The sequence below is a fragment of the Pseudomonas sp. WS 5027 genome (genome assembly GCF_012985695.1).
Lineage (GTDB): Bacteria > Pseudomonadota > Gammaproteobacteria > Pseudomonadales > Pseudomonadaceae > Aquipseudomonas > Aquipseudomonas hygromyciniae.
In genome coordinates, this window is sequence record NZ_JAAQWU010000024.1 from 49389 (window position 1) to 70096 (window position 20708).

The following is a 20708-nucleotide window of genomic DNA, read 5'->3' on the forward strand; positions in this document are numbered from 1 at the left end:
GCCATTGTGTTTGCACTAATGATGCCAATCAGAGCGTGCGCAACACGCGCTGCAAGCCCGCCAGCGCAGCCAGCAACGCGTCCCGCTGTTCCCGACTCAAGGCGATGTAGCGCCGAAAGGCCGGCATGCGGTTGACCACCTCGCTGCCGCCCATATGCTCCAGGCACACATGCCATTGCTGGTCGCGCAGCTCGATGTGCAAGCGTTTGAAATCCAGGGGCATCAATGCCTGGAGCAAGGCGCTGTCCTGTTGCAGGCGCACCTGCAGTTGCCCCAGCAAAGCAGGTTCGCCCATACGTTGCCGACAACGGATCCCGGTCCGTCGAACGGCCCCGCCGTGGTGCAATACAAAGCACGCCGCGCCCTCTGTCGAGGCAGGCAGGCGCAGGCAGAATTGCGTCATGACCAGGTGCATCAACAACTGCGATTCGGTGCGCTCGCGGATTTCCAGGTGCAGGCTGTCGTCGTCCAGGGCAGCCCGCGCCAAGGTCGGCGAGACCTGCTCGAAACGCGCCAGCCCCAGGTTGCGTCGCAGTTGCCCAAGGGTACGCCCCGGCTGATAGCCCGCTGGCGCCCGTTGTGCGCTGAACAGTTCAGACAGCTTTTGCCGCAGCACTGACATAGCCGCTGTGAGCGTGACCCGGTTCATTGGCAAACTCCTTGGCCAGCACGTCTTCCACCGACGCAGGTTTGAATGGATTGACCTTCTGCACCACCAGGGTCCAGAACAGCGCATACACCGCCGTACCGCCCAGCATCACGCCGAACGGGACGTAGATATCCGCCGGGTTCATTCCCGGAGGCGTGATAAACCACATGCCCAGCAGGATCCCGGCGCTGGACAGCAACTGCGGCAGTGGGAACCACGGCGAGCGATAGGCCCGTGGCAAGTCGGGACGACGAATGCGCAGGATCACCACCGACACCGTGACCAGCAGGTAGGCAAAACTCCACGCACACACCGCCGCCAGTACCAGGTGCATGATGTTGTCGGTGTTGCCGCCCAGGTATAGCGCGTGCAGGCAGGGAATCAGCATCGCCACCAGGATGCACAGCACCGGGGTCTTGAAGCGCGGGTGCAGGTAAGTGAACACCTTGGGCAGCGCGCCATCCACCGCCATGCCGTAGAGAATCCGTGGCACACCGGCCATCAAGGTATTGATGGTGGCGGCACCGGCAAACAGAAAACCGATGCCCAGCCACAGCGGCCCGATCTGCCCCATGACCTGTTCGGCAAAGCGTGGGATCGCCATGGGCGTGTCCAGCAAATGCACGCCGCTGGCGGCGTCCAGCACCACGTTTTCGACCTGGCGCTTCATGGCCGCGCCATAGATAAACATGCACGTCGCCACGCCCATCAGGCCGAGCATCATCGCCCGCGGCATGACCTTGGCCGACTGGCGCAAGTCCGGCGCCAGCGGGGTGACGAATTCGCAGCCGACAAACATGAACATCGCCATGCCCACCAGGGACAACACAGTGACCAGGTCACTGCCCACCAGGGACTCGCCAAACCAGCCGTCCAGTTGCACCGCTGGTGCGGCGATCAAGCCCAGCACGCCAAACACCATCAAGGTGGTCCACATACCGAAGGTCAGGATGATTTCGGCGCGACCAAAGGCGCTGACACCAAACACATTGAGCACGCCGAATACCAGTACAAAACCGACGCCCAGCAGCCAGGAGCCGCCGGCAGATTCGGCCAGGGTATTGAGATGTTCAAAGTTCACCAGGGCCATGACCCCGGCGAGGATGGTTTCGGCGGTGCCGGCAAACACATGCACGATCAAATAGGCCGACAAGGTGCCGGTGATCGCAAAAAAACGGCCCATGCCGCAATTGATGTAGTCGTACACCGAGCCGGTGGTGGGCAGGATCGAGGCGGCCTCGGCGAAGGTCGTCGCCTGGGCCAGCATCATCACCACGGCGATCAGCATGGCCAGCGCAAACGCGCTGCCGCCGATGCCAAAGCCCATGGTCGCGGTGAGAATCACCGGGCTGGCCATGATCAGGCCAATGGTGCTGGCCAACGCGGTGGGAAAACCCACCGTGCCCCGGTTCAGGTGCGCGGTAAGTCTGTCATTGATCGACATGGTGCAGATCCTCGAAAGGGATTTTTTAGAAGTGTTTGCACTGTGCGCCCCGCCCAACCTGATCGTCTTGCCCCTGGCTGCCGCCGGTTTTGTTGCTCCCTGCCAGGGCTTGCGGCCTGGCGGCCAGGATCAATTGCCTGGCACGCAGGTGAAAGACTTGCGCCGCCGACGCTCGTCCTAATGCGTCCTCAACTTAATCTTGCTGGGGACTATAACAATGGAGCACACACTCAAAACCCGCCACCTGCGCCCGGCTGTCGGCCTGGGTCTGGCGCTGTTGATCGGCCAACCTGCGGCCCAGGCGATTGAACTGTATGCCGACGACGACACCACCGTCACCGGCAACTTCCTGGCGGTGTACGGCATGTTCAACAGCCGCAAGAACTACGAAGGCAGCACGGGTGGCTCGACCTGGCGCGAAGGCTTTATCAAGTATGGCTTGAGCGTCGACCAGACCCTGGGTGGCGTGGGCAGCGTGTATGGCACCGCTAACCTGGTGAGTTCCGGCACCTGGGGCGATGGCGATGCTTCGCGCGTGACCGACGGCAGCGAGCGCACCACCAAGTTCGACGAAGCCTTTGCCGGCTGGCGCTCGGGGGACCTGTTGCCGGCGTTGGGCAAGGATGGCCTAGACCTGTCTTACGGGCGTCAGATCATCACCGTGGGCGACGGTTTTATCATCAACGACGATGGCCCGAATCTGGGCAATGGTGTGGGCGACGGCGAGTTCGACCGTGGCGGCGCCTATTACATCGCCGCCCGGCATGCCTTCGACAAGGCGGCGGTGGTGCGCCTGGGCGGCAAGGACGGCCTGCATGGCAGCCTGATGTGGATCGAGTCCGACAACCGCGCCCAGGCCCTGACCGAAATGGCCATCGCCACCCTGGAGTACAGCGCCGCGCCGGGCACCCTGGGCCTGACGTACCTGCATGGCATTGATGTGGACGAACGCTATGCCAGTGACGTGCAAAAGCAGCGCAAGGGCATGAACCTCTACAGCCTGCGCGGCAGCGGGAATGCCGGGATCGACAACGCGCACTTCTCGTTTGAATACGCCTGGCAGGACAAGCACCCCGGCCCGGAAAAAGCCTGGTACGCCGAAGCCGGCTATACCTTCGCCGACCTGCCGTGGTCACCGGACGTGACCTACCGCTATGCGCGCTACTCGAAAAACTGGGATGCGCTGTTTGCCGGTTTCAACCGGGGCTTTGGCACCTGGGTCCAGGGGGAAGTGGCGGGCAACTACTCCGGGCCCTACAACACCAATACTGCGGTGCAGCATGTGGCACTCAAGGTCAAGCCGCTGGACAACCTGACCCTCGGCGCGCTGTTCTTCGACTACCAGACCGTGAGCAAACGCAACATGCTCGACCTCGATGGCCGCGAGCTGGACCTGTATGCCGAATGGGCGGTGAACGAGCACCTGATCATCACGCCGTTGATTGGCCTGTACCAACCGGACAAAGACCAGAACACCGGCGGCAACCAGGTCGGCGGTAACGGCACCAACGTGTATAGCCAGTTGGTGGTGGCGGTGCCGTTCTGAGGTTTGGTTGTGTGGTGTGACTTGCCTGTGATGGAGCTTGCCGGTAATGGAGCTTCCTGTGATGGAGCTTACCTGTGGCGAGCGGGCTTGCCCCGCGCTGGGCTGCGAAGCAGCCCCAAAACCTGCCGCCGCAGTTTGTCTGAAGAACCGCAGCGGGTTTATGGGGGGCTGCTTCGCAGCCTACCGTGGGGCAAGCCCGCTCGCCACAAGGAAGTGCTCTCCTACAAGAAAGCCTGCTCTGCTACAAGAAAGCCTGCTCAACACAACAACCCTACCCCCCGGCAGATGGCAGCCACAGACATACGCCCCGGCACGCACAGTCAAGCTGTAGCCGCCGGCGTTGGTTAGCCTCGGGTTTTCCTTTTTGATCAGGAACACCCCCATGAGCGATATCGCGCTGCTGCCCACCGTCGAAGCCTTTTTGCGTCGAGACCACGGCCTGTTTATCGACGGTGGTTACGTCCCCAGCCAGTCCAGCCAGACCCTGGAGGTGATCAACCCAGCCACCGGCCAGGTCATCGCCACGGTCGCCGACGCGCAAGCCAGTGATATTGAAGTGGCCGTGACGTCTGCCCGGCACGGCTTCAAACAGTGGTCCCAAACCGCTCCGGCGATACGTGGCAACGTACTGCTCAAACTCGCCGACCTGCTGGAACGCAACCGCGAGGAACTGGCGCAGATCGAGACCTGTCAGTCGGGCAAGATCATCCAGATTTCCCGCGCTTTTGAAGTGGACCAGGCCGCGCATTTCCTGCGTTATTACGCGGGCTGGGCAACCAAGATCAGCGGCCAGACCCTCACCCCATCGCTGCCCTCGTTTGCCGGCGAGCGCTACACCGCCTTCACCCTGCGCGAGCCGATGGGTGTGGTGGTCGGTATCGTGCCGTGGAACTTCTCAACCATGATCGCCATCTGGAAACTCGCCTCGGCCCTGGTGACCGGTTGCAGCATCATCATCAAGCCCAGCGAATTCACGCCGCTGACTCTACTGCGCATTGCCGAACTGGCAGTGGAAGCCGGCCTGCCTGCGGGCGTGCTGAACGTGCTGACCGGCGGCGGCCAAGTGGGCAAGGGGCTGATCGAACACCCAGGCACTGACAAGGTATCGTTCACCGGTTCGGTGCCCACCGGCATTGCGGTCGGCCGCGCGGCCATGGGCGCCGGCCTGACGCGGGCGACCCTGGAACTGGGCGGCAAAAACGCGGCGGCGTTCCTGCGCGATGTGCAGCTGGAAACCGCCGTCAACGGCATCCTCGAAGCCGGGTTCCTGCACTCGGGGCAGATCTGTGCGGCGGCCGAGCGGTTCTTCGTCCATCGTTCGCAGATCAACCCGGTCATGGAAGCCCTGGCCCAGCGTTTGAGCGCACTTAACATCGGCTCGCCGCTGGATGAACGCACCGAGTTCGGCCCGGTCGCCCATCGCCAACACCAAATAAAACTGGAAGGTTTTTTCGCCACCGCCCGCGCCGAAAACAACACGATTATCTACGGCGGCCAACCGATGGATCGCCCCGGTTGCTACGTCGAGCCCACGGTGATCCTCGCCAACAGCATCCACGACACGCTGCTCACCGAAGAAACCTTCGGCCCCATCGCCACCTTCCTGCCCTACGACGACGAGGACGAGTTGCTGGCACTGATGAACCACACCGCCGGCGGTCTGAGCGCCAGCCTGTGGACCAACGACCTGGGCAAGGCCCTGCGCATGGTCCCGGCCATCAACGCCGGCACGGTGTGGGTCAACATGCACACCCTGCTCGACCCGGCCGTGCCATTCGGTGGCAACAAATCCTCGGGGATTGGCCGGGAGTTTGGCAGTGCGTTTATCGAGGACTACACCGAACTCAAGTCGGTGATGATGCGTTATTGATCACTCTGGGATCAGCGCCTCCGCCTCGATCTCGATCAACCATTCGGGCAGCGACAGCCCGCTGACGATGATCCACGACGACGGCGGCGGGTTGCTCGGGAAACGCTCGCGCAACGCGGCGGCGATAGACTCCTGCTGATCGCGAGCGGACTCGACGATGTATAGGCGCAGCATGATCACATGGGACAGATCACCCCCGGCCACCGCCAGGACCTTTTCGATATTGTCCAGGGCGGTGGCGGTCTGCTCGGCGATGCCCGGGCCGACGGTGCGTTCGTCAGCGTCCACGCCAACCTGGCCGGACAGTAGAATGCGCCGGCCATCGCGCACTTCCATGGCCTGGCTGAAGCCGTATTGCAGGGAGTTGAAGACTGTCGGGGGATTGAGGACTTTTCGTTGCATGACGACTCCTTGTTGTCTGTAGGAAACAAGGCTACCTCAACAATTTTTCCGGCTCTTGGAGAAGTTGCATATTTCAACATCTGGAAACAGAACGCCTTGCAATCAACCTCTCCCCTGCCTATATTCGCGCCAGGCGCCATCTACGCCACCATTCGCGGAAAGGGCTGCGCCCAGGACATGACTGCCTATCACATCACTACGACTCCCAACCTTAAAGCGGACAAGGTTTGTGCAAGGAGATCGTATGTCGCAACGCCCCGCTTCAGCGTCCACTGACGGCCATATCAACCTTGAGCAGCAGCGCAAGCGCGCCAAGGAGCTTTTGCAACACATGAAACAAGGTACCGCGCCTGCTGAACTGGCGCTGGTCGCCAAAGCGCCGCCGACCCTTTCCGATGCTCAATGGCTGATTGCCCGACAGTTGGGTTTCAGCAGTTGGCCCAAGCTCAAGGCCCATGTGGATGCGGTGGATTTCGCCGCCAGCCACCCAGGGTTCGAGGCCAGTGATGAAGCGCGCACCACCCATTGGCGCTGCGGCAATGATATTGCCCACAGCCTTGGCGTGGCCGGGTTCAAGGGGCGCTTTCGGATGCTCAGCGATCCGTTGTGCATGGGCCCGGTCCAAGCCTTGCCCGACGAAGCCTACCGGGCGACGCGGGCGCGCTTCATCAGCCAGGCGTTTACCCTGGACATGGCAGATGCCGCTCGCCGCCTGGACGATGAATACACCCATCTCAAGGAACTGGGCAGCGCCGATCACTGCGTGTTGTGGTGCGAGGCGGATGGCTATGACCAGTTGTTTTTGATCCGTGCCCTGGCAGGTCTTGACCATACACCCACCAGGCTGGAGCTGATCGAAGTCGACCACATACCCGGCGTACAACGCTTTATCGGTATCGGCCAATTGGCGCCGCAGGTATTGGCTTGGCTCTGGCCTCAACGTCGGCCGGTCGACGAGCCAATGCGCCAGTTGGCGCAGCAGGCGTGGGCGGCCTATTGCGACAGCTCGCCCGTGGCCCTCGCGCAACTGGCCCGCGCCCCCCACCCCGCCTTGCCCTTACTGGCGCCGGCACTGCGTCGGCAGTTGCAGGAGCTGCCCGGCGCGCAGGATGGCTTGTCGCTGACCGAGCGCCTGGCCCTGGAGTATCTGGCCGAAGTCGGCCCCACGGCGTTTGCCCGGGTGTTCGCCGAGCTGATGGCCAAGCGAGACCCCCTGCCCTTTCTCGGCGACATGATGTTCCACGCCCTGATGCGGCCGCTGATCGACGGCGCCGATCCTTTGCTGACGGAGTCCGACGCCGACCGGCCATGGCCTGAACGTATATTGGCCCTGACGCCGCTGGGCGTCAGGGTGCTGAATGGCCGCGCGTACTGGCCCGATCACGCAAGCCACCCGCGTTGGGTCGGTGGCGTGCAGATCGCGCCCGGCCAACCGCACTGGACGATTGATGACAAGGGCATGCCCGCCTGGCGGGCTAACGCCCCTGGCTGAGCACCTGCAGGGTATAACGCAAGGATGCTGGCAACATCGGCCCATGCCCCAATCCGGTAAAGGTCAGGTGGTGCACGTGTAGCCCATCCACTTGATGGAGCGTGCCCAGCAACGCCTTGAACGCCGTGTCACTGGCCTCTTTGGCCGGCGACACGGCGCTCGGGCTGGCCGGTTCAAGGTCGCCACGCATCAGCAACAGGCGGGGCTGGCTGCCCTGCAAGCGTTGCGCCAGGCCGTGGGCCTCTGCCGTCATCAGCCCCGGGTGCCACCATAACGAAGGACTCGCGGCCGCGTAGTCGTCGAAGGTTTGTGGGCGCGTCAACAAGGCATGCAGCACCAGCAATCCACCGTAGGAGTGGCCCCACAGCAATTGCCGCTGCGGGGTGATGCCCAGGCGCTGATTGATCAGCGGGCGAACGGTCCCGATCAGCAGATCAAGAAACACATCCGCACCGCCACTGGGCACCGTAGTCAGCGGGTCCCGTTGTTCGGCGGCGCTGCCGACTTTCGGCGTGTAGTCGAAGGTGCGTGCAGCACGTTCAATGCGCAGCGGCGTGGCATAGCCCACGGCGATCAGCACCGGTGGCGCCACACTGTGCGCCAGTTGATCCAGGCTCTGGCTATCCAGCGCAGCCATCGCGGCGTTGCCATCGAGCAAATACGCCACCGGGGTGGCGTCACTCACCGTCGGCGGCTGCCCCAGCCAGATCCGGTAATGGCGGGCGCCATCGACCGAATCCAGCTCCAGGCTGCTGAACCTATAGGCACTGGCTTGGCGCAACACCGGCGCATCCATCAACTGATCCGGCGCGGGCCGGGCAACCGCGAGCTGGGCGGTCAGCAGCAGCGCCAGGCTGATCCAGCGCCCCATCAAAAGGACGCCGTCAGGCTGGTGTACAAAGTGCGGCCGGACTGGTTATAGGTCGCGGCGCCCGCCCCTTCGATATTGGCCACTCCCTGGGCATTGCCTTCGCGCCACAGGCGTTTGTCGAACAGGTTATCGACACCGGCCGTCAGGCTCAGGTTCTTGCTCAACGCGTATGTGCCGCTGACGCCGGCAATGGCATAGGGCGACAGTTGGTTGTTGCCCGAACCCGTCACGCGCTCGCCGTGGTAGTCGTATTTTTTCGGGGTCTGCTTGCCGTACCAGGCCACGCTCATTTGCAGGGACAGGTCATCGCTGGCCTGCCAGTCGAGCATCGAGTTCAAGGTGTACTTGGGCGCGACAGACAGCACATCGCCGGTCTGCTTGTTTTTCGATTGCAGCATGTAGGTGAAGTTGTTGGTCCAGTTCAACTGCTCGGTCAACGGCAGCGCCAGGGTGCCTTCCAGCCCTTCGACCAGGGCCTTGGGCACGTTTTCCCACTGGAAGATGCTCGCGTTGGCCGTGGTGCCGGTGCCACCGCTGGCGTTGCCGACCGGGGTCAGGCCCGACTCGATTTTGTTTTTGTAGTCGTTACGAAAGTACGTCAGGCCCGCCACGACCCCGTCATTGCGGTACTCGATCCCCAGTTCCTTGTTGACGCTGGTTTCGGCGTCCAACTCGGCATTGCCTTGCAGGTAGCAACTGGTGGTCTGCCCGTAGCAACCCTGGCCGTTGCTGTACAGCAAGTAGTTGGGGTTGAGCTGGTAGAGGTTGGGCGCCTTGTAGGAACGGGCGATCCCGGCTTTCAGGGTCAGGGTGTCGGTGAGCACCTGGGACAGGTTCAGCGATGGGCTCCAGTTATCGCCCACGATGTCGTGGTGGTCCAGGCGCAGGCCGGGGGTCAGGCGCGTGCCGGGGCGCAGTTCGATGTTGTCTTCGACGAACACCGAGAAAATCCGCGCCGAGGACGAACTGCTACGGTTGGTCCCGGCCAGCCCCGGCACGCTGCCGCCGGCGGTGGTGGTTTGCACGTTGGAGCTGGGGTCATCCAGTTGCTGCTCGACCCACTCGGTGCCCACGGTCAGTACCTGGTCCACCCCGGCATGCAAGGGCAGGCTGAGTTCGCCGTGGGCGGTCAGGTCGCGCAAGACGCTGGTATTGAAGTTGCTGCTGGAGAAGATCCCTTCGGTGCCGCCCGCCAAGCCCTCACTGATCCGGCTGTTGCGGGTCTTTTCGTATTGCAGGTAGGCCAGGCTGGTGCCCAGGTCCCAGTCGCCGCGATGGGTCACGGCGTAGGTCTGGCGGTACATCACGTTGGTCTCGTGGCCGAGCAGTTTTTTCACATTGGCGTTGCTGTTGGTGTTCTGGGTGTCACCGGTGTAGATGTTGCCCTGGCGGCTGAAGCCGGCTTCCAGGTCCAGGGTTTGCTCAGGCGTTATCTGCCAGCTCAACAGGCCGTTGACGTCCTTGTTGCGCACCCCTTCGCGCCCCGCCGGCAAGGTGCCGATCTGGTTAGCGGTACGTTTGGATTCATGGCCGCTGTTGATGTCGGCGTCGTCGGCATTGGTTTTCGCCACGTTGCCGTATACCCGGTAGCTGAGGGTGTCGGTCAGCGGGCCGTTCAGGCCGAAGTTCATGCGCTGGGTCTCGCCTTCGGCGCTGTGCTGGGCGAAGTTGTGATAGATCGTCGCTGAGCCGTGGGTCTCGGTGCCGGGCTGCTGGGTGATGATGTTCACCACGCCACCGGCGGCGCCATTGCCGTAACGGGCGGCAGCCGGGCCACGGATGACCTCGATGCGCTCGACCTGGTCGGCCGGCACCCAGTTGCTGTCGCCACGGCTGTCACGCTCGCCGCGCCAGCCATAGCGCACGGAGTTGCGGCTGCCCACCGGCTTGCCATCGACCAGGATCAGGGTGTTTTCCGGGCCCATGCCACGGATATCGATCTGCCGGTTGTTGCCTCGCTGGCCGCTGCTGGAATTGCCCGTGAGGTTGACGCCGGGCATGGTGCGGATGATGTCCGACAGGTCATTGGCCGGTGGGCGCTTCTTGATGTCTTCGGCGGTGATGATCGACACACCGGGCGCCTGCTTGATCTCTTCCTGGGCCGTGCCCAGTACGGTCTGGGTTTGCAGTTCAAGACGCGCGGGGGGCTCGGGCTCGGCGGCAAAGCTGCTGGCGGGCAGCAGGCTGCAAATACTCAGGGCTAGCAGGGACAGGGGCGGCAGGCGGTGCATGAAAGGCTCTCCGGAACGTCAAGCCCACCGATAGCGGTAGGCCAGCAATGACCGCAGATGATAATTAGATGCAATTGCGAGTAAAGAACATTAACTTTCTAAACATTTGCCGCCACCCGCAGGTGCATGCGCAAACCTTGCGTGCCGTGGCTGGCCCACAACTGGCCGCCCTGCAGTTCGATAGCCCGCCGGGCAATGCTCAAGCCCAGGCCAAAGCCGGTACCAGGCGCACCGTCCAGGCGCAGGTAGGGTTCAAAAATCCGTTCCAGGTCGGTTGCGGCAACGCCGGGGCCCTGGTCTTCGACGGTCAGCAGCCACGTATCGCCTTCACGTACGCCGCTCAAACGAATCACACCGCCTGGGGGTGAATGGCGGATCGCATTGCGCAGGATATTTTCCAGGGCCTGGGCGAAGCTGTTGAGGTGAACCCTGACTTCGCACGCACCGTCCACCTCGCACACCAGCGCCTGCAATGGCCAGTCGGTCTCGAAATGCGCATCCTGCACCAGCGCTTCCCACACCGAGGCCACCCGCACATCCTCGGCCTCCAGGCGCGGCTTTTCGGTATCCAGCCAGGCCAGGTTGAGGGAGTCATCCACCAGGCGCCGCATCTCCTCGACTTCCCGCGCCAGCCGTTGCTCCAACTGCTGGCGCGCCAAGCCGCTTTCACTGGCGATTTTCAAGCGGGCCAAAGGCGTGCGGATTTCATGGGACAAGGTGCGCAACAGCTGGCGCTGCTGCTGCAGGCTCTGGCGCAGGCGCTCGGCCATATGCTCGTAGGCACGCGCCAACTCACCCAGCTCATCACCGCGACGGGTCACGGCACTGCTGGCCAGCGGCGCCAAATCACCGGCACGCAGGGCGTTGGCGCGCTCACGCAATTCGTTCAACGGCAACACCAGGTGGCGATACAGCAACAGGCCCAGGCCCAAGGCCAACACGACCGGCACCACCCCGTGGGTAAACAGGTGCGTCCATGGCGTGAGCCCCGGGGGCAGCAGGCGCTCGGGCAGTTGCATGACCAAGCGGCCACGCTCCGGATGTTGCGCGAAGGCAATGCTGACATAGGGCAGTTCATCCTCCAGGCGCTTGCTCATGGGCCAACTGGGCTTGCGCATAAAGGTCAAATGGCTGACCTCGGCCGCCGTCAGCGGCTGTGTGCCGAGGCTTTGCAGGAATGGGTCGAGCACACCCACCCAAGTCTGCTCACGCTGTTGCAGGGCCTGGCGCCATTGCTCCACAGCCTGGGCGTCGCCGGTGGCGGCTATCTCTTCGGCCTGGGCGGCGTAGGCAGTCAGGACGTCGCGGTCGGGCTGCTCAAGAAAATAAGTGCTGCGCTCGACCTGCAAGCCCCAGCCCCACACCAGCCAGACCAGCAGCAGGCAGAAACACACTTGCAGCAGCGCCATTTTCCATAACAGTGGGTGCCGGCGCCGCATCAGCTCAAGCCTTCACACAGCAACACATACCCCTGATGCCGCACCGCCTCGATGCGCACGCCCTGCAGGTTGATCGCCGCCAGCTTGCGCCGCACATTGCACACATGCACATCCAGGCCTCGATCGAGCCGTGTATAGGCGCGATGCAGTACATGCTGATACAGGAACGCTTTGGACAGGGGTTCGCCGGCATGCTCATGCAGCGTGGACAGCAAGCGGAATTCCGAATTCGTCAGACCTGCCGGGCATCCGTTGAACATCACATCCCGAGCGCTTACATCCAGATCCAGCAGTGCTGGCCTGAAGACCCGAGTGCCGCGATCAAGGGCCACCCGCCGCAGTAGCGCGTCGATCCGTACATCCAGTTCGGCGAGGCTGAAAGGCTTGGGCAGATAGTCGTCCGCGCCCTGGCTGAATCCGCTAATGCGATCCTGCTCCGCGCCCAGGGCCGACATCAGAATCACCGGCGTGCCCCGCTCGCTGCGCAAGCGCGACAGCACCTTCAGGCCGTTTTCGTTGGGCAGCATGATATCCAGCAGGATCAGCTCGACCGCTGGGTCCAGCGCCATGTTCAAGCCTTGGTCACCACGATGAGCGCTGCTCAAGGTGAAACCACGTCGGCTCAGATGGGTACAAAGATGGGTGCACAGCTCAACGTCATCCTCGATGACCAGGATGCGCGCGGAAGAAGATGGCATAGGTAGTGGATGATAACTGTTCACAATTAGGCCAGTTTCTCACTCGTAGAAACATTGCGCAACGAACAGCGCGTGTTGTGCTGCGCGAGGGCTGATTATCAATATTTTGAAGAAACTGAATGCATCGAACCTGGGCTTTTTCAGTTAAACACCAGCAATCAAGCTATCTCCTCGTTAGGTCACTTCACCGGATGCAGGAGAATCATCATGTTCAAAGCCACCGTCAGCCAGTTCATGCAAACCCTCCATAAACGCCTCACAGAGTTATGGGATACCTGTGCCCGCGCAGGGGGTGCACGCTCATGACCCGCTTGCTGCTGGGCGCAGCCATGCTGGCACTGCTTGCCGGGTGCAGCACCGTCAAACAGCCCGAACTGGACGTCGCCGTGCAAAGCTCCGGGCAGATCTGGAATGCCGTAGCGCACTACAGCGGCCGCACATTTCTCTCGGGGCCACGCTGGACCGGGACCCAGGGGCCGCAATTAACGGCAGTTGATCAGAATGGCCAGCGCAGCGCCTACCCAAACAGTGCCTGGAACAACTGGACGCCTGGGTTGGATGCTGCCAACGCCTTTGTGAACATCAATGCCTTGCGCCTGGAAGGCAACAAACTATGGGTGGTAGATACCGGCTCGCCCGAGTTCGGTGGCAACCCCGTCCACCAGGGCGCGAAGCTGGTGTGTATCGATCTGCTTACCAATCAGGTGGTTCGGACCTACTTCTTCGGAGCGGATATCGCCACCGCCGGCAGCTACGTGGATGACGTGCGCTTCAGCGCCGGCATGGCCTTCCTCACCGATGCAGGAAATGCCGGGATTATTGTTGTGGATCTGCAAACCGGCGCTGCCCGCCGTGTACTGAACCAGCACGCCTCAGTCGTCGCCCGGCCTGACCGGGACTTGATCCTCAGCAACCAGGTGGTCAAAGCCCCTGACGGCGAACCCCTGCGCGTCAACGCCGACCCGCTGGAAGTCAGCGTTGACGGCGTCTGGCTGTATTACGGCCCGCTGCAAGGCCCGTGGTCCAAGGTACGGATCCAAGACCTGGCAAACCTGGCCCTGACCCCGCAGCAACTGGCGGCCCGGGTGGAATTTTTTGCCGATATCCCGGCAACCGGTGGGTCGGTCATGGATGCACAGGGCAACCTGTACTTTTCCGACCTGGCACACGATGCCATTCGTGTGCGCCGCACGGACGGACAAATCGAAACCCTGATCGAAGACAAGCGCCTGCATTGGGTTGACGCCCCGTTCCTGGACCCGGACGGAACACTGTGGCTACCCACACCACAAATGGACCGGGTCGCGCTGTTCAACAAGGGCCAATCCCTGGTGCAGTGGCCGGTGGGGGTTTATCGCTTATCGATACATCGCTGATCAGCGCCCATGCAAATTGCTTAGCGCTTTCACATCCCTTTCACAGTCGGGCGCCTAGGGTGGTCCCAGCTCCTAGTGAAAACCTTTAAGCCCGCACTCCCCATCGCGGGCTTTTCTTTGTCTGGGATTTAGCTGAAAGCTGGGGGCCCCTATCCACACGCCCGGCCCAGCATCTGCATGCAGGGCCAGGAAAGTGCAACTACAGCAATACCGTAGCCAGCATCCCCAGCGCGCCCAGGCAAAAGCCAATCAATGCGCCGCGCCCAGGGGCTTCATGGAACAGGGCCCAGACCACCACAGGCTCCAGCAGTAGCAAGGAGGTGACGGAGACCACGGTGACGACCCAGATATCACCGACCACCACATACCCCAGCCAATAGGCCCCTAGCAGGCAGAACCCGGCAAAGCACATCAGCAGCACCGGCATGACGAATGCCTGCCATGAACCATCGCCAGCATGGGCCAGCCGAGCGGTGACTACCTCGCTGTAGATCGCACAAAACTCACCGATCACCATCAACCCTAGAGCAAAAACTCCGAGTAGTTCTTTGGACATATCAAAAACTCCTTCGTATTCAGCGCAATGTTTTTCAGCTCCCAGCGCGCGATGCCGCTCACCAGGGAGTTGTTGCAGTGATACGAAGCAGCCTTGAACAGGCCTGAATTACCGAAGTGCTTTTCCATGCTCATGTCCTTCAACGGGTGTGAGTCGGCACGGCCCAAAAGGGCGCGAGCCTGATCATACGTGCCGTCAACCGCACTGGACAACCAGCATCTTTAGGTCGCCAGCACCGCCTCATGCGGGGTTTCAGACAGGATCGGGGGCGGCGGGATGCTGTCAGTCAGTTCGGCATCTGTAGTCTCCAGACCCCGAGCGATGGTGTAGCCCTGGATCATCTCGGTGACTGACTCACCAACCCTATGCGCGCCCAGTAACTCGCCGCTGTGCCCATGGCAATCGCCTCGGTGATCGCACTCCTGCGAAGCAACGGCGCGAGCTTCATGACCGGGGAAGTGCAGCATGTGAATGGGGGATTAAATAACCCCGTCAGCCTGCGGCTGCGATTGCCAGGGCCAGTTGCGCGTCAGACATCAGCGCAGGCTTGTAGGTCGAGCGGTAATACCTGCACGCCTGCTCGAACTGCGCACCACGGATCTCGCCATCGGAACCAATAAACGCCAACGCATCACTTTTGGATGATTTGAAAAGCTCTGGAATGTAGGACGTTCCTGCGGTGGCTCCCGAGGTGATTACGAAAGGCGCTACCGAGGTGAGCATGAGCGCCCCCTGGAACGGGTTATTGTTCTCGGCGGCCGAAGCCAGATTGCCAATCGACGCCAGGAAGGCGATTGCCAGGGGTTTGCACAAATCCATCAGTGATTGCTTCCTTGTGTTCAGATGGGTGCCACGATAACAGAGCTGGGTGGTCGTTCTACCCCACTCCTTATACGTGCCTGTTATAAAAATGGTTTAGCGCTATCAGCTCGAGTACCGCTACGAAAACACAGAGCATGACGAAGCCAGGACCGCAGACCCGCTTGCGCTTGGATGGGCCATCCCCTGACAAGATCGCACCGGTGTAGCAGGTAAACACTAAGAGAAGCCCCAGCAGGATGTAGAATCCTTGTGTTCGCCATTGGGTCATGTGTCCATGCCTGTGGTTATGGCGCGGGTTTTGCGCAGGCACAAAAAAGCCGATCTAGCTGATCGGCTTAAGTGTCTGATTTTACTCAGAAAATATGGTCGGGACGGAGTGATTCGAACACTCGACCCCTAGCACCCCATGCTAGTGCGCTACCGGACTGCGCTACGCCCCGACTAGGCGTGAAACTGGGTTCGCTTCGTAACGAAGCGATCAGGAATATACCGCAAGCATTTGAAATGTGGAAGTATTTTAAAGGCTTGTTTCACTTCTTCAAAACAACCAGCACATCTTCCAGTTCGGAGATCATCTGGCGGATCAGTTGCTTGTATTGGGTGGTGTCGTCTTTGGCTTCATCACCGGACATACGCTGACGCGCGCCGCTGATGGTGAACCCCTGGTCGTACAGCAACGCACGGATCTGTCGGATCATCAGCACATCCTGGCGCTGATAATACCGACGGTTCCCAGTGCGTTTGACGGGGTTGAGTTGAGGAAACTCCTGCTCCCAATAGCGCAGCACGTGCGGTTTTACCGCACATAGCTCGCTGACTTCACCGATGGTGAAGTAGCGTTTGCCTGGGATGACGGGTAGCTCGTCGTTATGACTTGGTTCCAGCATAAGCCTCAACTCGGGCCTTCAACTTCTGCCCTGGACGAAAGGTGACCACACGGCGAGCCGTGATCGGGATTTCTTCTCCCGTTTTTGGATTGCGGCCAGGCCGCTGGCGTTTGTCCCGCAGGTCAAAATTGCCGAAACCGGACAATTTGACCTGTTCGTTGTCTTCCAGAGCGTGCCTGATTTCTTCAAAAAACAGCTCGACCAATTCCTTGGCCTCGCGCTTGTTCAGACCCAACTCTTCGTACAGACGTTCCGCCATCTCAGCTTTCGTCAAAGCCCCCATACGTCACTTCCTTAACGTGGCGTTCAACCTTTGTTCGAGCGAGGTGAGGATATTTTGCGTAGTGGTATTCACCTCATCGTCATTAAGAGTGCGCGATGGATGCTGCCAGGTCAAGCCAACTGCAAGGCTTTTTCTATGCGGATCAATGCCTTTACCCTGATAGACGTCAAATAGCCTGAGGTCCGTCAGCCATTCGCCTGCATTTTCTCGGATTACTTCCAGCACGGCGCTGGCTGCTACATCACGATCCGCCACCAGGGCCAGGTCACGACGTACTTCCGGGAAACGCGACAGCTCGCTGAATTTTGGCATCTTGCCAGAAGCGACTTCAGCCAATACCAACTCGAAGACGAAGACCGGACGGTCGAGACCGAGGGTTTTCGACAGTTCAGGGTGGATAGCACCAACGAAACCGACCAGGCGACCTTCGCGCTCGATACGCGCAGTCTGGCCTGGGTGCAACGCTGGGTGGCTGCCTGGAACAAACGCGAAGGCATCCAGCGCACCGGCAAAGCCCAGGACCGCTTCCACGTCGGCCTTGACGTCAAAGAAGTCCACTGGGTCGCGCCCCTGTGCCCAACCTTCCGGCAAACGGCTGCCGCAGACCACACCGGCCAGCATCGGCTCTTGCTTCAGGCCATCCAATTGGCCGACAAAGCGCAGGCCGCTTTCAAACATGCGCACACGATCCTGCTGACGGTTCAGGTTGTGGGAAAGCGCTTTCACCAGGCCCGGCCAAAGGGATGAACGCATGGCCGCCATGTCGTTGGAGATCGGGTTGGCCAGCAACAGCGGCTCGACACCCGGGTTGAACAGCTCGAATTGCTTGGGATCGATGAAGCTGTAGGTCACGGCTTCTTGATAACCACGGGCGACCAGCAGACGGCGCAGCTCTGGCAGGTGCGCACGAGCTTCAGCCTTGGGCTGCGGGGCCAGGCGCGCTTGCGGGTAACGAACCGGCAGGCGGTTGTAGCCGTACAGGCGGGCTAGCTCTTCGATCAGGTCGACTTCAAGGCTGATATCGAAGCGATGGCTTGGCACTTCTACACGCCACTGCCCTGCCCCATCAGCGCTGATGCCCAGGCCAAGGCTGGTCAGCAGACGCACGATTTCCGCTTCTTCAATCACCAGCCCAAGCATTTGCTCGACGCGCTGGGCGCGCAGTGTCACCGGTGCAATCGAAGGCAAGTGTTGCTCGCTGACGGTCTCGATGATCGGGCCAGCTTCGCCACCGGTGATTTCCAGCAACAGGCCGGTGGCCCGTTCCATGGCTTCACGGGCCAGTTGCCAGTCCACGCCACGCTCGTAGCGGTGCGAGGCATCGGTGTGCAGACCGTAGGAACGAGCCTTGCCCGCCACAGCGATCTGGTCGAAGAACGCGCTCTCAAGGAACACGTCACGGGTCGTTGCGGATACACCACTGTGCTCCCCCCCCATCACACCGGCAATCGCCAGGGCGCGGGAGTGGTCGGCGATCACCAGGGTATCGCTACGCAGGGTGACTTCCTGGCCATCGAGCAAGACCAGTTTTTCGCCCTCCTCGGCCATCCGCACACGAATCCCACCGTTGATTTCGGCAAGATCGAAGGCGTGCAGCGGCTGACCCAGTTCCAGCATCACGTAGTTGGTAATGTCGACGGCTGCGTCGATGCTGCGCACGTCGGCGCGACGCAGGCGCTCGACCATCCACAGCGGAGTCGGCTTGGACAGGTCGACATTACGGATCACACGGCCCAGATAACGTGGGCACGCATGCGGTGCCAACACTTCGATCTGGCGCACTTCATCGTGCACCGCAGGCACAGCGGCAACCACTGGACGCGTGACCGGAGCGTTGTACAACGCGCCCACTTCACGGGCCAGGCCGGCCAGGGACAGGCAGTCGCCACGGTTCGGGGTCAGGTCGACCTCGATGCTGGCGTCTTCCAGGTCCAGGTAGACACGAATGTCCTGACCCACTGGCGCATCGGCCGGCAGTTCCATCAGGCCATCATTGCCTTCACCAACCTGCAACTCCGCTTGGGAGCACAGCATGCCGTTGGACTCGACACCCCGCAGCTTGGCTTTCTTGATCTTGAAATCACCGGGCAGCTCGGCACCGATCATCGCGAACGGAATCTTCAGGCCCGGGCGCACGTTTGGCGCTCCGCACACGACCTGGAAGGTTTGCGCCCCATTGCTGACCTGGCACACACGCAACTTGTCGGCGTCCGGATGCTGCTCGGTGCTCAGCACCTCGCCCACCACCACACCACTGAAAACACCGGCGGCCGGCGTAACGCTATCGACCTCAAGGCCGGCCATCGACAGACGAGCAACCAGCTCATCGCGATTTACCTGCGGGCTTACCCAGCCACGCAGCCATTGTTCACTGAATTTCATCCTGCTCTCCTAAAGGTTCGTTACGACTAGCGAAATTGCGCGAGGAACCGCAAGTCGTTGTCGAAGAACAGGCGCAAGTCGTTCACGCCGTAACGCAGCATGGCCAGACGCTCAACGCCCATGCCGAAGGCAAAGCCCGAGAACTCTTCCGGGTCGATCCCGGACATGCGCAGCACGTTGGGGTGAACCATGCCGCAACCCATGACTTCCAGCCAGCCAGTCTGCTTGCAGACACGGCAGCCTTTACCGCTGCACATCACGCATTCCATGTCGACTTCGGCGGATGGTTCGGTAAATGGGAAGTACGACGGACGGAAACGAACCGCCAGCTCTTTTTCGAAGAACACCCGCAGGAATTCTTCGATGGTGCCTTTGAGGTCGGCGAAATTGATGTCGCGATCAACCAGCAGGCCTTCGACCTGGTGGAACATCGGCGAGTGGGTGATATCGGAGTCGCTACGGTACACACGGCCAGGGCAGACGATGCGGATCGGCGGCTGCTGCGACTCCATGGTGCGGACCTGTACCGGGGAGGTATGGGTGCGCAGCAACATGTTCGCATTGAAATAGAAGGTGTCGTGCATCGACCGGGCCGGGTGATGGCCTGGGATGTTGAGCGCCTCGAAGTTGTGATAGTCGTCTTCAACCTCAGGGCCTTCGGCAATGCCGTAGCCGATGTGGGTAAAGAACTGCTCGATACGTTCCAGAGTCCGGGTAACCGGATGCAGACCGCCAGAGGTCTGGCCGCGGCCAGGCAGGGTCACGTCAATGGACTCGGCGGCGAGCTTGGCCGCAAGATCGGCCTCCTCGAACAACGCCTTGCGCGCATTGAGAACCTCTGTGACACGCTCCTTGGCAACGTTGATCAGCGCGCCGACTTGCGGGCGCTCTTCTGCCGGCAGATTGCCCAGGGTCTTCATCACCTGAGTCAATTCACCTTTTTTGCCAAGATAGTGAACCCGGATTTGCTCCAGGGCATTGATATCTTCAGCGCTTTGCACAGCCTCAAGAGCTTGAGCGACCAGCGCGTCCAGGTTTTCCATGTACAGACTCCAGATACAAAATAGGGGAAGAGCTTGAAGGCTCTTCCCCTATTTATGACGTTTACCACCTTGGACTACGGAGTAGCCCAGGGTGACTGTCGGGGGTACTTAAGCCAAGGTGGCTTTAGCTTTCTCGACAATCGCAGCAAACACCGCTTTTTCGTTCACGGCCAGTTCAGCCAGAACCTTACGGTCGATTTCGATGGACGCTTTTTTCAGGCCAGCGATGAAACGGCTGTAGGACAGACCGTTAACACGAGCACCAGCATTGATACGGGCGATCCACAGAGCGCGGAACTGACGTTTTTTCTGACGACGGTCACGGTAGGCGTATTGGCCTGCCTTGATTACCGCTTGCTTGGCAACACGGAATACGCGTGAACGCGCGCCGTAGTAGCCTTTAGCGAGTTTCAGAATTTTTTTGTGACGCTTACGGGCAATGACGCCACGCTTTACACGAGCCATGAGTTACTTCCTCTATTCTTGATCCAAAATTAACGAAGGCGCAGCATGCGCTCGACTTTTGCCACGTCAGACGGATGCAGCAAGCTGCTACCGCGCAGTTGACGCTTACGCTTGGTCGACATTTTGGTCAGGATGTGGCTCTTGAAAGCGTGCTTGTGCTTGATACCGTTAGCAGTTTTCAGAAACCGCTTAGCAGCACCACTTTTAGTCTTCATCTTTGGCATGTTCGGATACTCCGCATTCAGTTGATAA

The 20708-nt window shown here is 60.9% G+C and carries 22 protein-coding genes and 1 tRNA gene; 4 read left to right on the forward strand and 19 right to left on the reverse strand.

Annotation, left to right across the window (positions count from 1 at the left end; translation table 11 throughout):
• Nucleotides 1–28: 28 nt before the first annotated feature.
• Together HBO09_RS24125 and HBO09_RS24130 are read right to left on the reverse strand one after the other, a co-directional pair.
• Complete coding sequence (locus HBO09_RS24125; RefSeq protein ID WP_169998087.1) at nt 29–649, reverse strand: DUF3156 family protein; 621 nt, start codon at nt 647–649, stop codon at nt 29–31.
• Nucleotides 594–2093, reverse strand: coding sequence for an APC family permease (locus HBO09_RS24130; RefSeq protein ID WP_169877448.1), 1500 nt, complete (start codon nt 2091–2093; stop codon nt 594–596). Before HBO09_RS24130 ends, HBO09_RS24125 begins: the two co-directional genes overlap by 56 nt.
• Nucleotides 2094–2310: 217 nt before the next feature.
• On the opposite strand from HBO09_RS24130, the gene HBO09_RS24135 reads away from it, so the two are divergent.
• Nucleotides 2311–3639, forward strand: coding sequence for a hypothetical protein (locus HBO09_RS24135; protein WP_169998085.1), 1329 nt, complete (start codon nt 2311–2313; stop codon nt 3637–3639).
• 382 nt (nt 3640–4021) lie between these two features.
• A complete protein-coding gene (locus tag HBO09_RS24140; RefSeq protein ID WP_169998083.1) occupies nt 4022–5509 on the forward strand; it encodes an aldehyde dehydrogenase family protein in 1488 nt (495 codons plus the stop codon).
• On the opposite strand, the gene HBO09_RS24145 is transcribed toward HBO09_RS24140, so the two are convergent.
• Entirely contained in the window at nt 5510–5911 is a 402-nt protein-coding gene (locus tag HBO09_RS24145) for a Rid family hydrolase (RefSeq protein WP_169998081.1), read from the reverse strand.
• 244 nt (nt 5912–6155) lie between these two features.
• Between HBO09_RS24145 and HBO09_RS24150 the strand changes: the two genes are divergently transcribed.
• Nucleotides 6156–7403 (forward strand): DUF1835 domain-containing protein, encoded by a 1248-nt coding sequence (locus tag HBO09_RS24150; protein WP_169998079.1) that lies wholly within the window; start codon nt 6156–6158, stop codon nt 7401–7403.
• Here HBO09_RS24150 and HBO09_RS24155 read toward each other — a convergent pair.
• From HBO09_RS24155 to HBO09_RS24170, 4 genes are all read right to left on the reverse strand, one after another.
• Nucleotides 7387–8274: an alpha/beta hydrolase-fold protein gene (locus tag HBO09_RS24155; RefSeq protein ID WP_169998077.1), complete on the reverse strand. Its 888-nt coding sequence runs from the start codon at nt 8272–8274 to the stop codon at nt 7387–7389. The genes HBO09_RS24150 and HBO09_RS24155 overlap by 17 nt on opposite strands.
• Nucleotides 8274–10505: a TonB-dependent siderophore receptor gene (locus tag HBO09_RS24160; protein ID WP_169998075.1), complete on the reverse strand. Its 2232-nt coding sequence runs from the start codon at nt 10503–10505 to the stop codon at nt 8274–8276. Before HBO09_RS24160 ends, HBO09_RS24155 begins: the two co-directional genes overlap by 1 nt.
• A 98-nt stretch (nt 10506–10603) precedes the next feature.
• On the reverse strand, nt 10604–11944 hold the full coding sequence (locus HBO09_RS24165; RefSeq protein WP_169998073.1) for a sensor histidine kinase: 1341 nt from the start codon (nt 11942–11944) through the stop codon (nt 10604–10606).
• A complete protein-coding gene (locus HBO09_RS24170) occupies nt 11944–12642 on the reverse strand; it encodes a response regulator transcription factor (protein ID WP_169998071.1) in 699 nt (232 codons plus the stop codon). Before HBO09_RS24170 ends, HBO09_RS24165 begins: the two co-directional genes overlap by 1 nt.
• A 302-nt stretch (nt 12643–12944) precedes the next feature.
• On the opposite strand from HBO09_RS24170, the gene HBO09_RS24175 reads away from it, so the two are divergent.
• Entirely contained in the window at nt 12945–14018 is a 1074-nt protein-coding gene (locus HBO09_RS24175; RefSeq protein WP_262381325.1) for a major royal jelly family protein, read from the forward strand.
• A gap of 199 nt (nt 14019–14217) precedes the next feature.
• Here HBO09_RS24175 and HBO09_RS24180 read toward each other — a convergent pair whose 3' ends face one another.
• From HBO09_RS24180 to rpmI, 12 genes are all read right to left on the reverse strand, one after another.
• The gene (locus HBO09_RS24180; RefSeq protein WP_169998188.1) at nt 14218–14535 is read right to left on the reverse strand and encodes a hypothetical protein; all 318 of its coding nucleotides are present in this window, start codon (nt 14533–14535) and stop codon (nt 14218–14220) included.
• Between the two features lie 5 nt (nt 14536–14540).
• Entirely contained in the window at nt 14541–14702 is a 162-nt protein-coding gene (locus tag HBO09_RS24185) for a hypothetical protein (protein ID WP_167362655.1), read from the reverse strand.
• Between the two features lie 93 nt (nt 14703–14795).
• Nucleotides 14796–15041 carry a hypothetical protein gene (locus tag HBO09_RS24190; protein ID WP_169998067.1) on the reverse strand — a complete coding sequence of 82 codons (246 nt, stop codon included), beginning with the start codon at nt 15039–15041 and terminating at the stop codon, nt 14796–14798.
• Nucleotides 15042–15066: 25 nt separating this feature from the next.
• Nucleotides 15067–15393 carry a DUF2388 domain-containing protein gene (locus HBO09_RS24195; protein ID WP_169998065.1) on the reverse strand — a complete coding sequence of 109 codons (327 nt, stop codon included), beginning with the start codon at nt 15391–15393 and terminating at the stop codon, nt 15067–15069.
• 70 nt (nt 15394–15463) lie between these two features.
• Nucleotides 15464–15664 (reverse strand): hypothetical protein, encoded by a 201-nt coding sequence (locus HBO09_RS29070; protein WP_262381326.1) that lies wholly within the window; start codon nt 15662–15664, stop codon nt 15464–15466.
• Nucleotides 15665–15759: 95 nt separating this feature from the next.
• Nucleotides 15760–15836 (reverse strand) — tRNA-Pro (locus HBO09_RS24200).
• 90 nt (nt 15837–15926) lie between these two features.
• Nucleotides 15927–16283, reverse strand: a complete 357-nt coding sequence (locus HBO09_RS24205) for a MerR family transcriptional regulator (protein WP_003174972.1) — start codon at nt 16281–16283, stop codon at nt 15927–15929.
• Complete coding sequence (gene ihfA / locus HBO09_RS24210) at nt 16264–16566, reverse strand: integration host factor subunit alpha (protein WP_002553164.1); 303 nt, start codon at nt 16564–16566, stop codon at nt 16264–16266. The genes HBO09_RS24205 and ihfA overlap by 20 nt, the downstream gene beginning before the upstream one ends.
• Nucleotides 16567–16569: 3 nt before the next feature.
• The gene (gene pheT / locus HBO09_RS24215; RefSeq protein WP_169998063.1) at nt 16570–18948 is read right to left on the reverse strand and encodes a phenylalanine--tRNA ligase subunit beta; all 2379 of its coding nucleotides are present in this window, start codon (nt 18946–18948) and stop codon (nt 16570–16572) included.
• A gap of 26 nt (nt 18949–18974) precedes the next feature.
• The gene (gene pheS, locus HBO09_RS24220; RefSeq protein ID WP_003203624.1) at nt 18975–19991 is read right to left on the reverse strand and encodes a phenylalanine--tRNA ligase subunit alpha; all 1017 of its coding nucleotides are present in this window, start codon (nt 19989–19991) and stop codon (nt 18975–18977) included.
• Nucleotides 19992–20099: 108 nt separating this feature from the next.
• The gene (gene rplT / locus HBO09_RS24225) at nt 20100–20456 is read right to left on the reverse strand and encodes a 50S ribosomal protein L20 (protein ID WP_003174975.1); all 357 of its coding nucleotides are present in this window, start codon (nt 20454–20456) and stop codon (nt 20100–20102) included.
• Nucleotides 20457–20485: 29 nt separating this feature from the next.
• Nucleotides 20486–20680 carry a 50S ribosomal protein L35 gene (rpmI, locus tag HBO09_RS24230; protein WP_002553160.1) on the reverse strand — a complete coding sequence of 65 codons (195 nt, stop codon included), beginning with the start codon at nt 20678–20680 and terminating at the stop codon, nt 20486–20488.
• Nucleotides 20681–20708 lie beyond the last annotated feature (28 nt).

Bases quoted from the DNA above. Each gene is read 5' to 3' on its own strand.
- HBO09_RS24125 (WP_169998087.1), bottom strand. From the start codon at position 649: ATGAACCGGGTCACGCTCACAGCGGCTATGTCAGTGCTGCGGCAAAAG.
- HBO09_RS24130 (WP_169877448.1), bottom strand. From the start codon at position 2,093: ATGTCGATCAATGACAGACTTACCGCGCACCTGAACCGGGGCACGGTG.
- HBO09_RS24135 (WP_169998085.1), top strand. From the start codon at position 2,311: ATGGAGCACACACTCAAAACCCGCCACCTGCGCCCGGCTGTCGGCCTG.
- HBO09_RS24140 (WP_169998083.1), top strand. From the start codon at position 4,022: ATGAGCGATATCGCGCTGCTGCCCACCGTCGAAGCCTTTTTGCGTCGA.
- HBO09_RS24145 (WP_169998081.1), bottom strand. From the start codon at position 5,911: ATGCAACGAAAAGTCCTCAATCCCCCGACAGTCTTCAACTCCCTGCAA.
- HBO09_RS24150 (WP_169998079.1), top strand. From the start codon at position 6,156: ATGTCGCAACGCCCCGCTTCAGCGTCCACTGACGGCCATATCAACCTT.
- HBO09_RS24155 (WP_169998077.1), bottom strand. From the start codon at position 8,274: ATGGGGCGCTGGATCAGCCTGGCGCTGCTGCTGACCGCCCAGCTCGCG.
- HBO09_RS24160 (WP_169998075.1), bottom strand. From the start codon at position 10,505: ATGCACCGCCTGCCGCCCCTGTCCCTGCTAGCCCTGAGTATTTGCAGC.
- HBO09_RS24165 (WP_169998073.1), bottom strand. From the start codon at position 11,944: ATGCGGCGCCGGCACCCACTGTTATGGAAAATGGCGCTGCTGCAAGTG.
- HBO09_RS24170 (WP_169998071.1), bottom strand. From the start codon at position 12,642: ATGCCATCTTCTTCCGCGCGCATCCTGGTCATCGAGGATGACGTTGAG.
- HBO09_RS24175 (WP_262381325.1), top strand. From the start codon at position 12,945: ATGACCCGCTTGCTGCTGGGCGCAGCCATGCTGGCACTGCTTGCCGGG.
- HBO09_RS24180 (WP_169998188.1), bottom strand. From the start codon at position 14,535: ATGGTGATCGGTGAGTTTTGTGCGATCTACAGCGAGGTAGTCACCGCT.
- HBO09_RS24185 (WP_167362655.1), bottom strand. From the start codon at position 14,702: ATGGAAAAGCACTTCGGTAATTCAGGCCTGTTCAAGGCTGCTTCGTAT.
- HBO09_RS24190 (WP_169998067.1), bottom strand. From the start codon at position 15,041: ATGCTGCACTTCCCCGGTCATGAAGCTCGCGCCGTTGCTTCGCAGGAG.
- HBO09_RS24195 (WP_169998065.1), bottom strand. From the start codon at position 15,393: ATGGATTTGTGCAAACCCCTGGCAATCGCCTTCCTGGCGTCGATTGGC.
- HBO09_RS29070 (WP_262381326.1), bottom strand. From the start codon at position 15,664: ATGACCCAATGGCGAACACAAGGATTCTACATCCTGCTGGGGCTTCTC.
- HBO09_RS24205 (WP_003174972.1), bottom strand. From the start codon at position 16,283: ATGCTGGAACCAAGTCATAACGACGAGCTACCCGTCATCCCAGGCAAA.
- ihfA (WP_002553164.1), bottom strand. From the start codon at position 16,566: ATGGGGGCTTTGACGAAAGCTGAGATGGCGGAACGTCTGTACGAAGAG.
- pheT (WP_169998063.1), bottom strand. From the start codon at position 18,948: ATGAAATTCAGTGAACAATGGCTGCGTGGCTGGGTAAGCCCGCAGGTA.
- pheS (WP_003203624.1), bottom strand. From the start codon at position 19,991: ATGGAAAACCTGGACGCGCTGGTCGCTCAAGCTCTTGAGGCTGTGCAA.
- rplT (WP_003174975.1), bottom strand. From the start codon at position 20,456: ATGGCTCGTGTAAAGCGTGGCGTCATTGCCCGTAAGCGTCACAAAAAA.
- rpmI (WP_002553160.1), bottom strand. From the start codon at position 20,680: ATGCCAAAGATGAAGACTAAAAGTGGTGCTGCTAAGCGGTTTCTGAAA.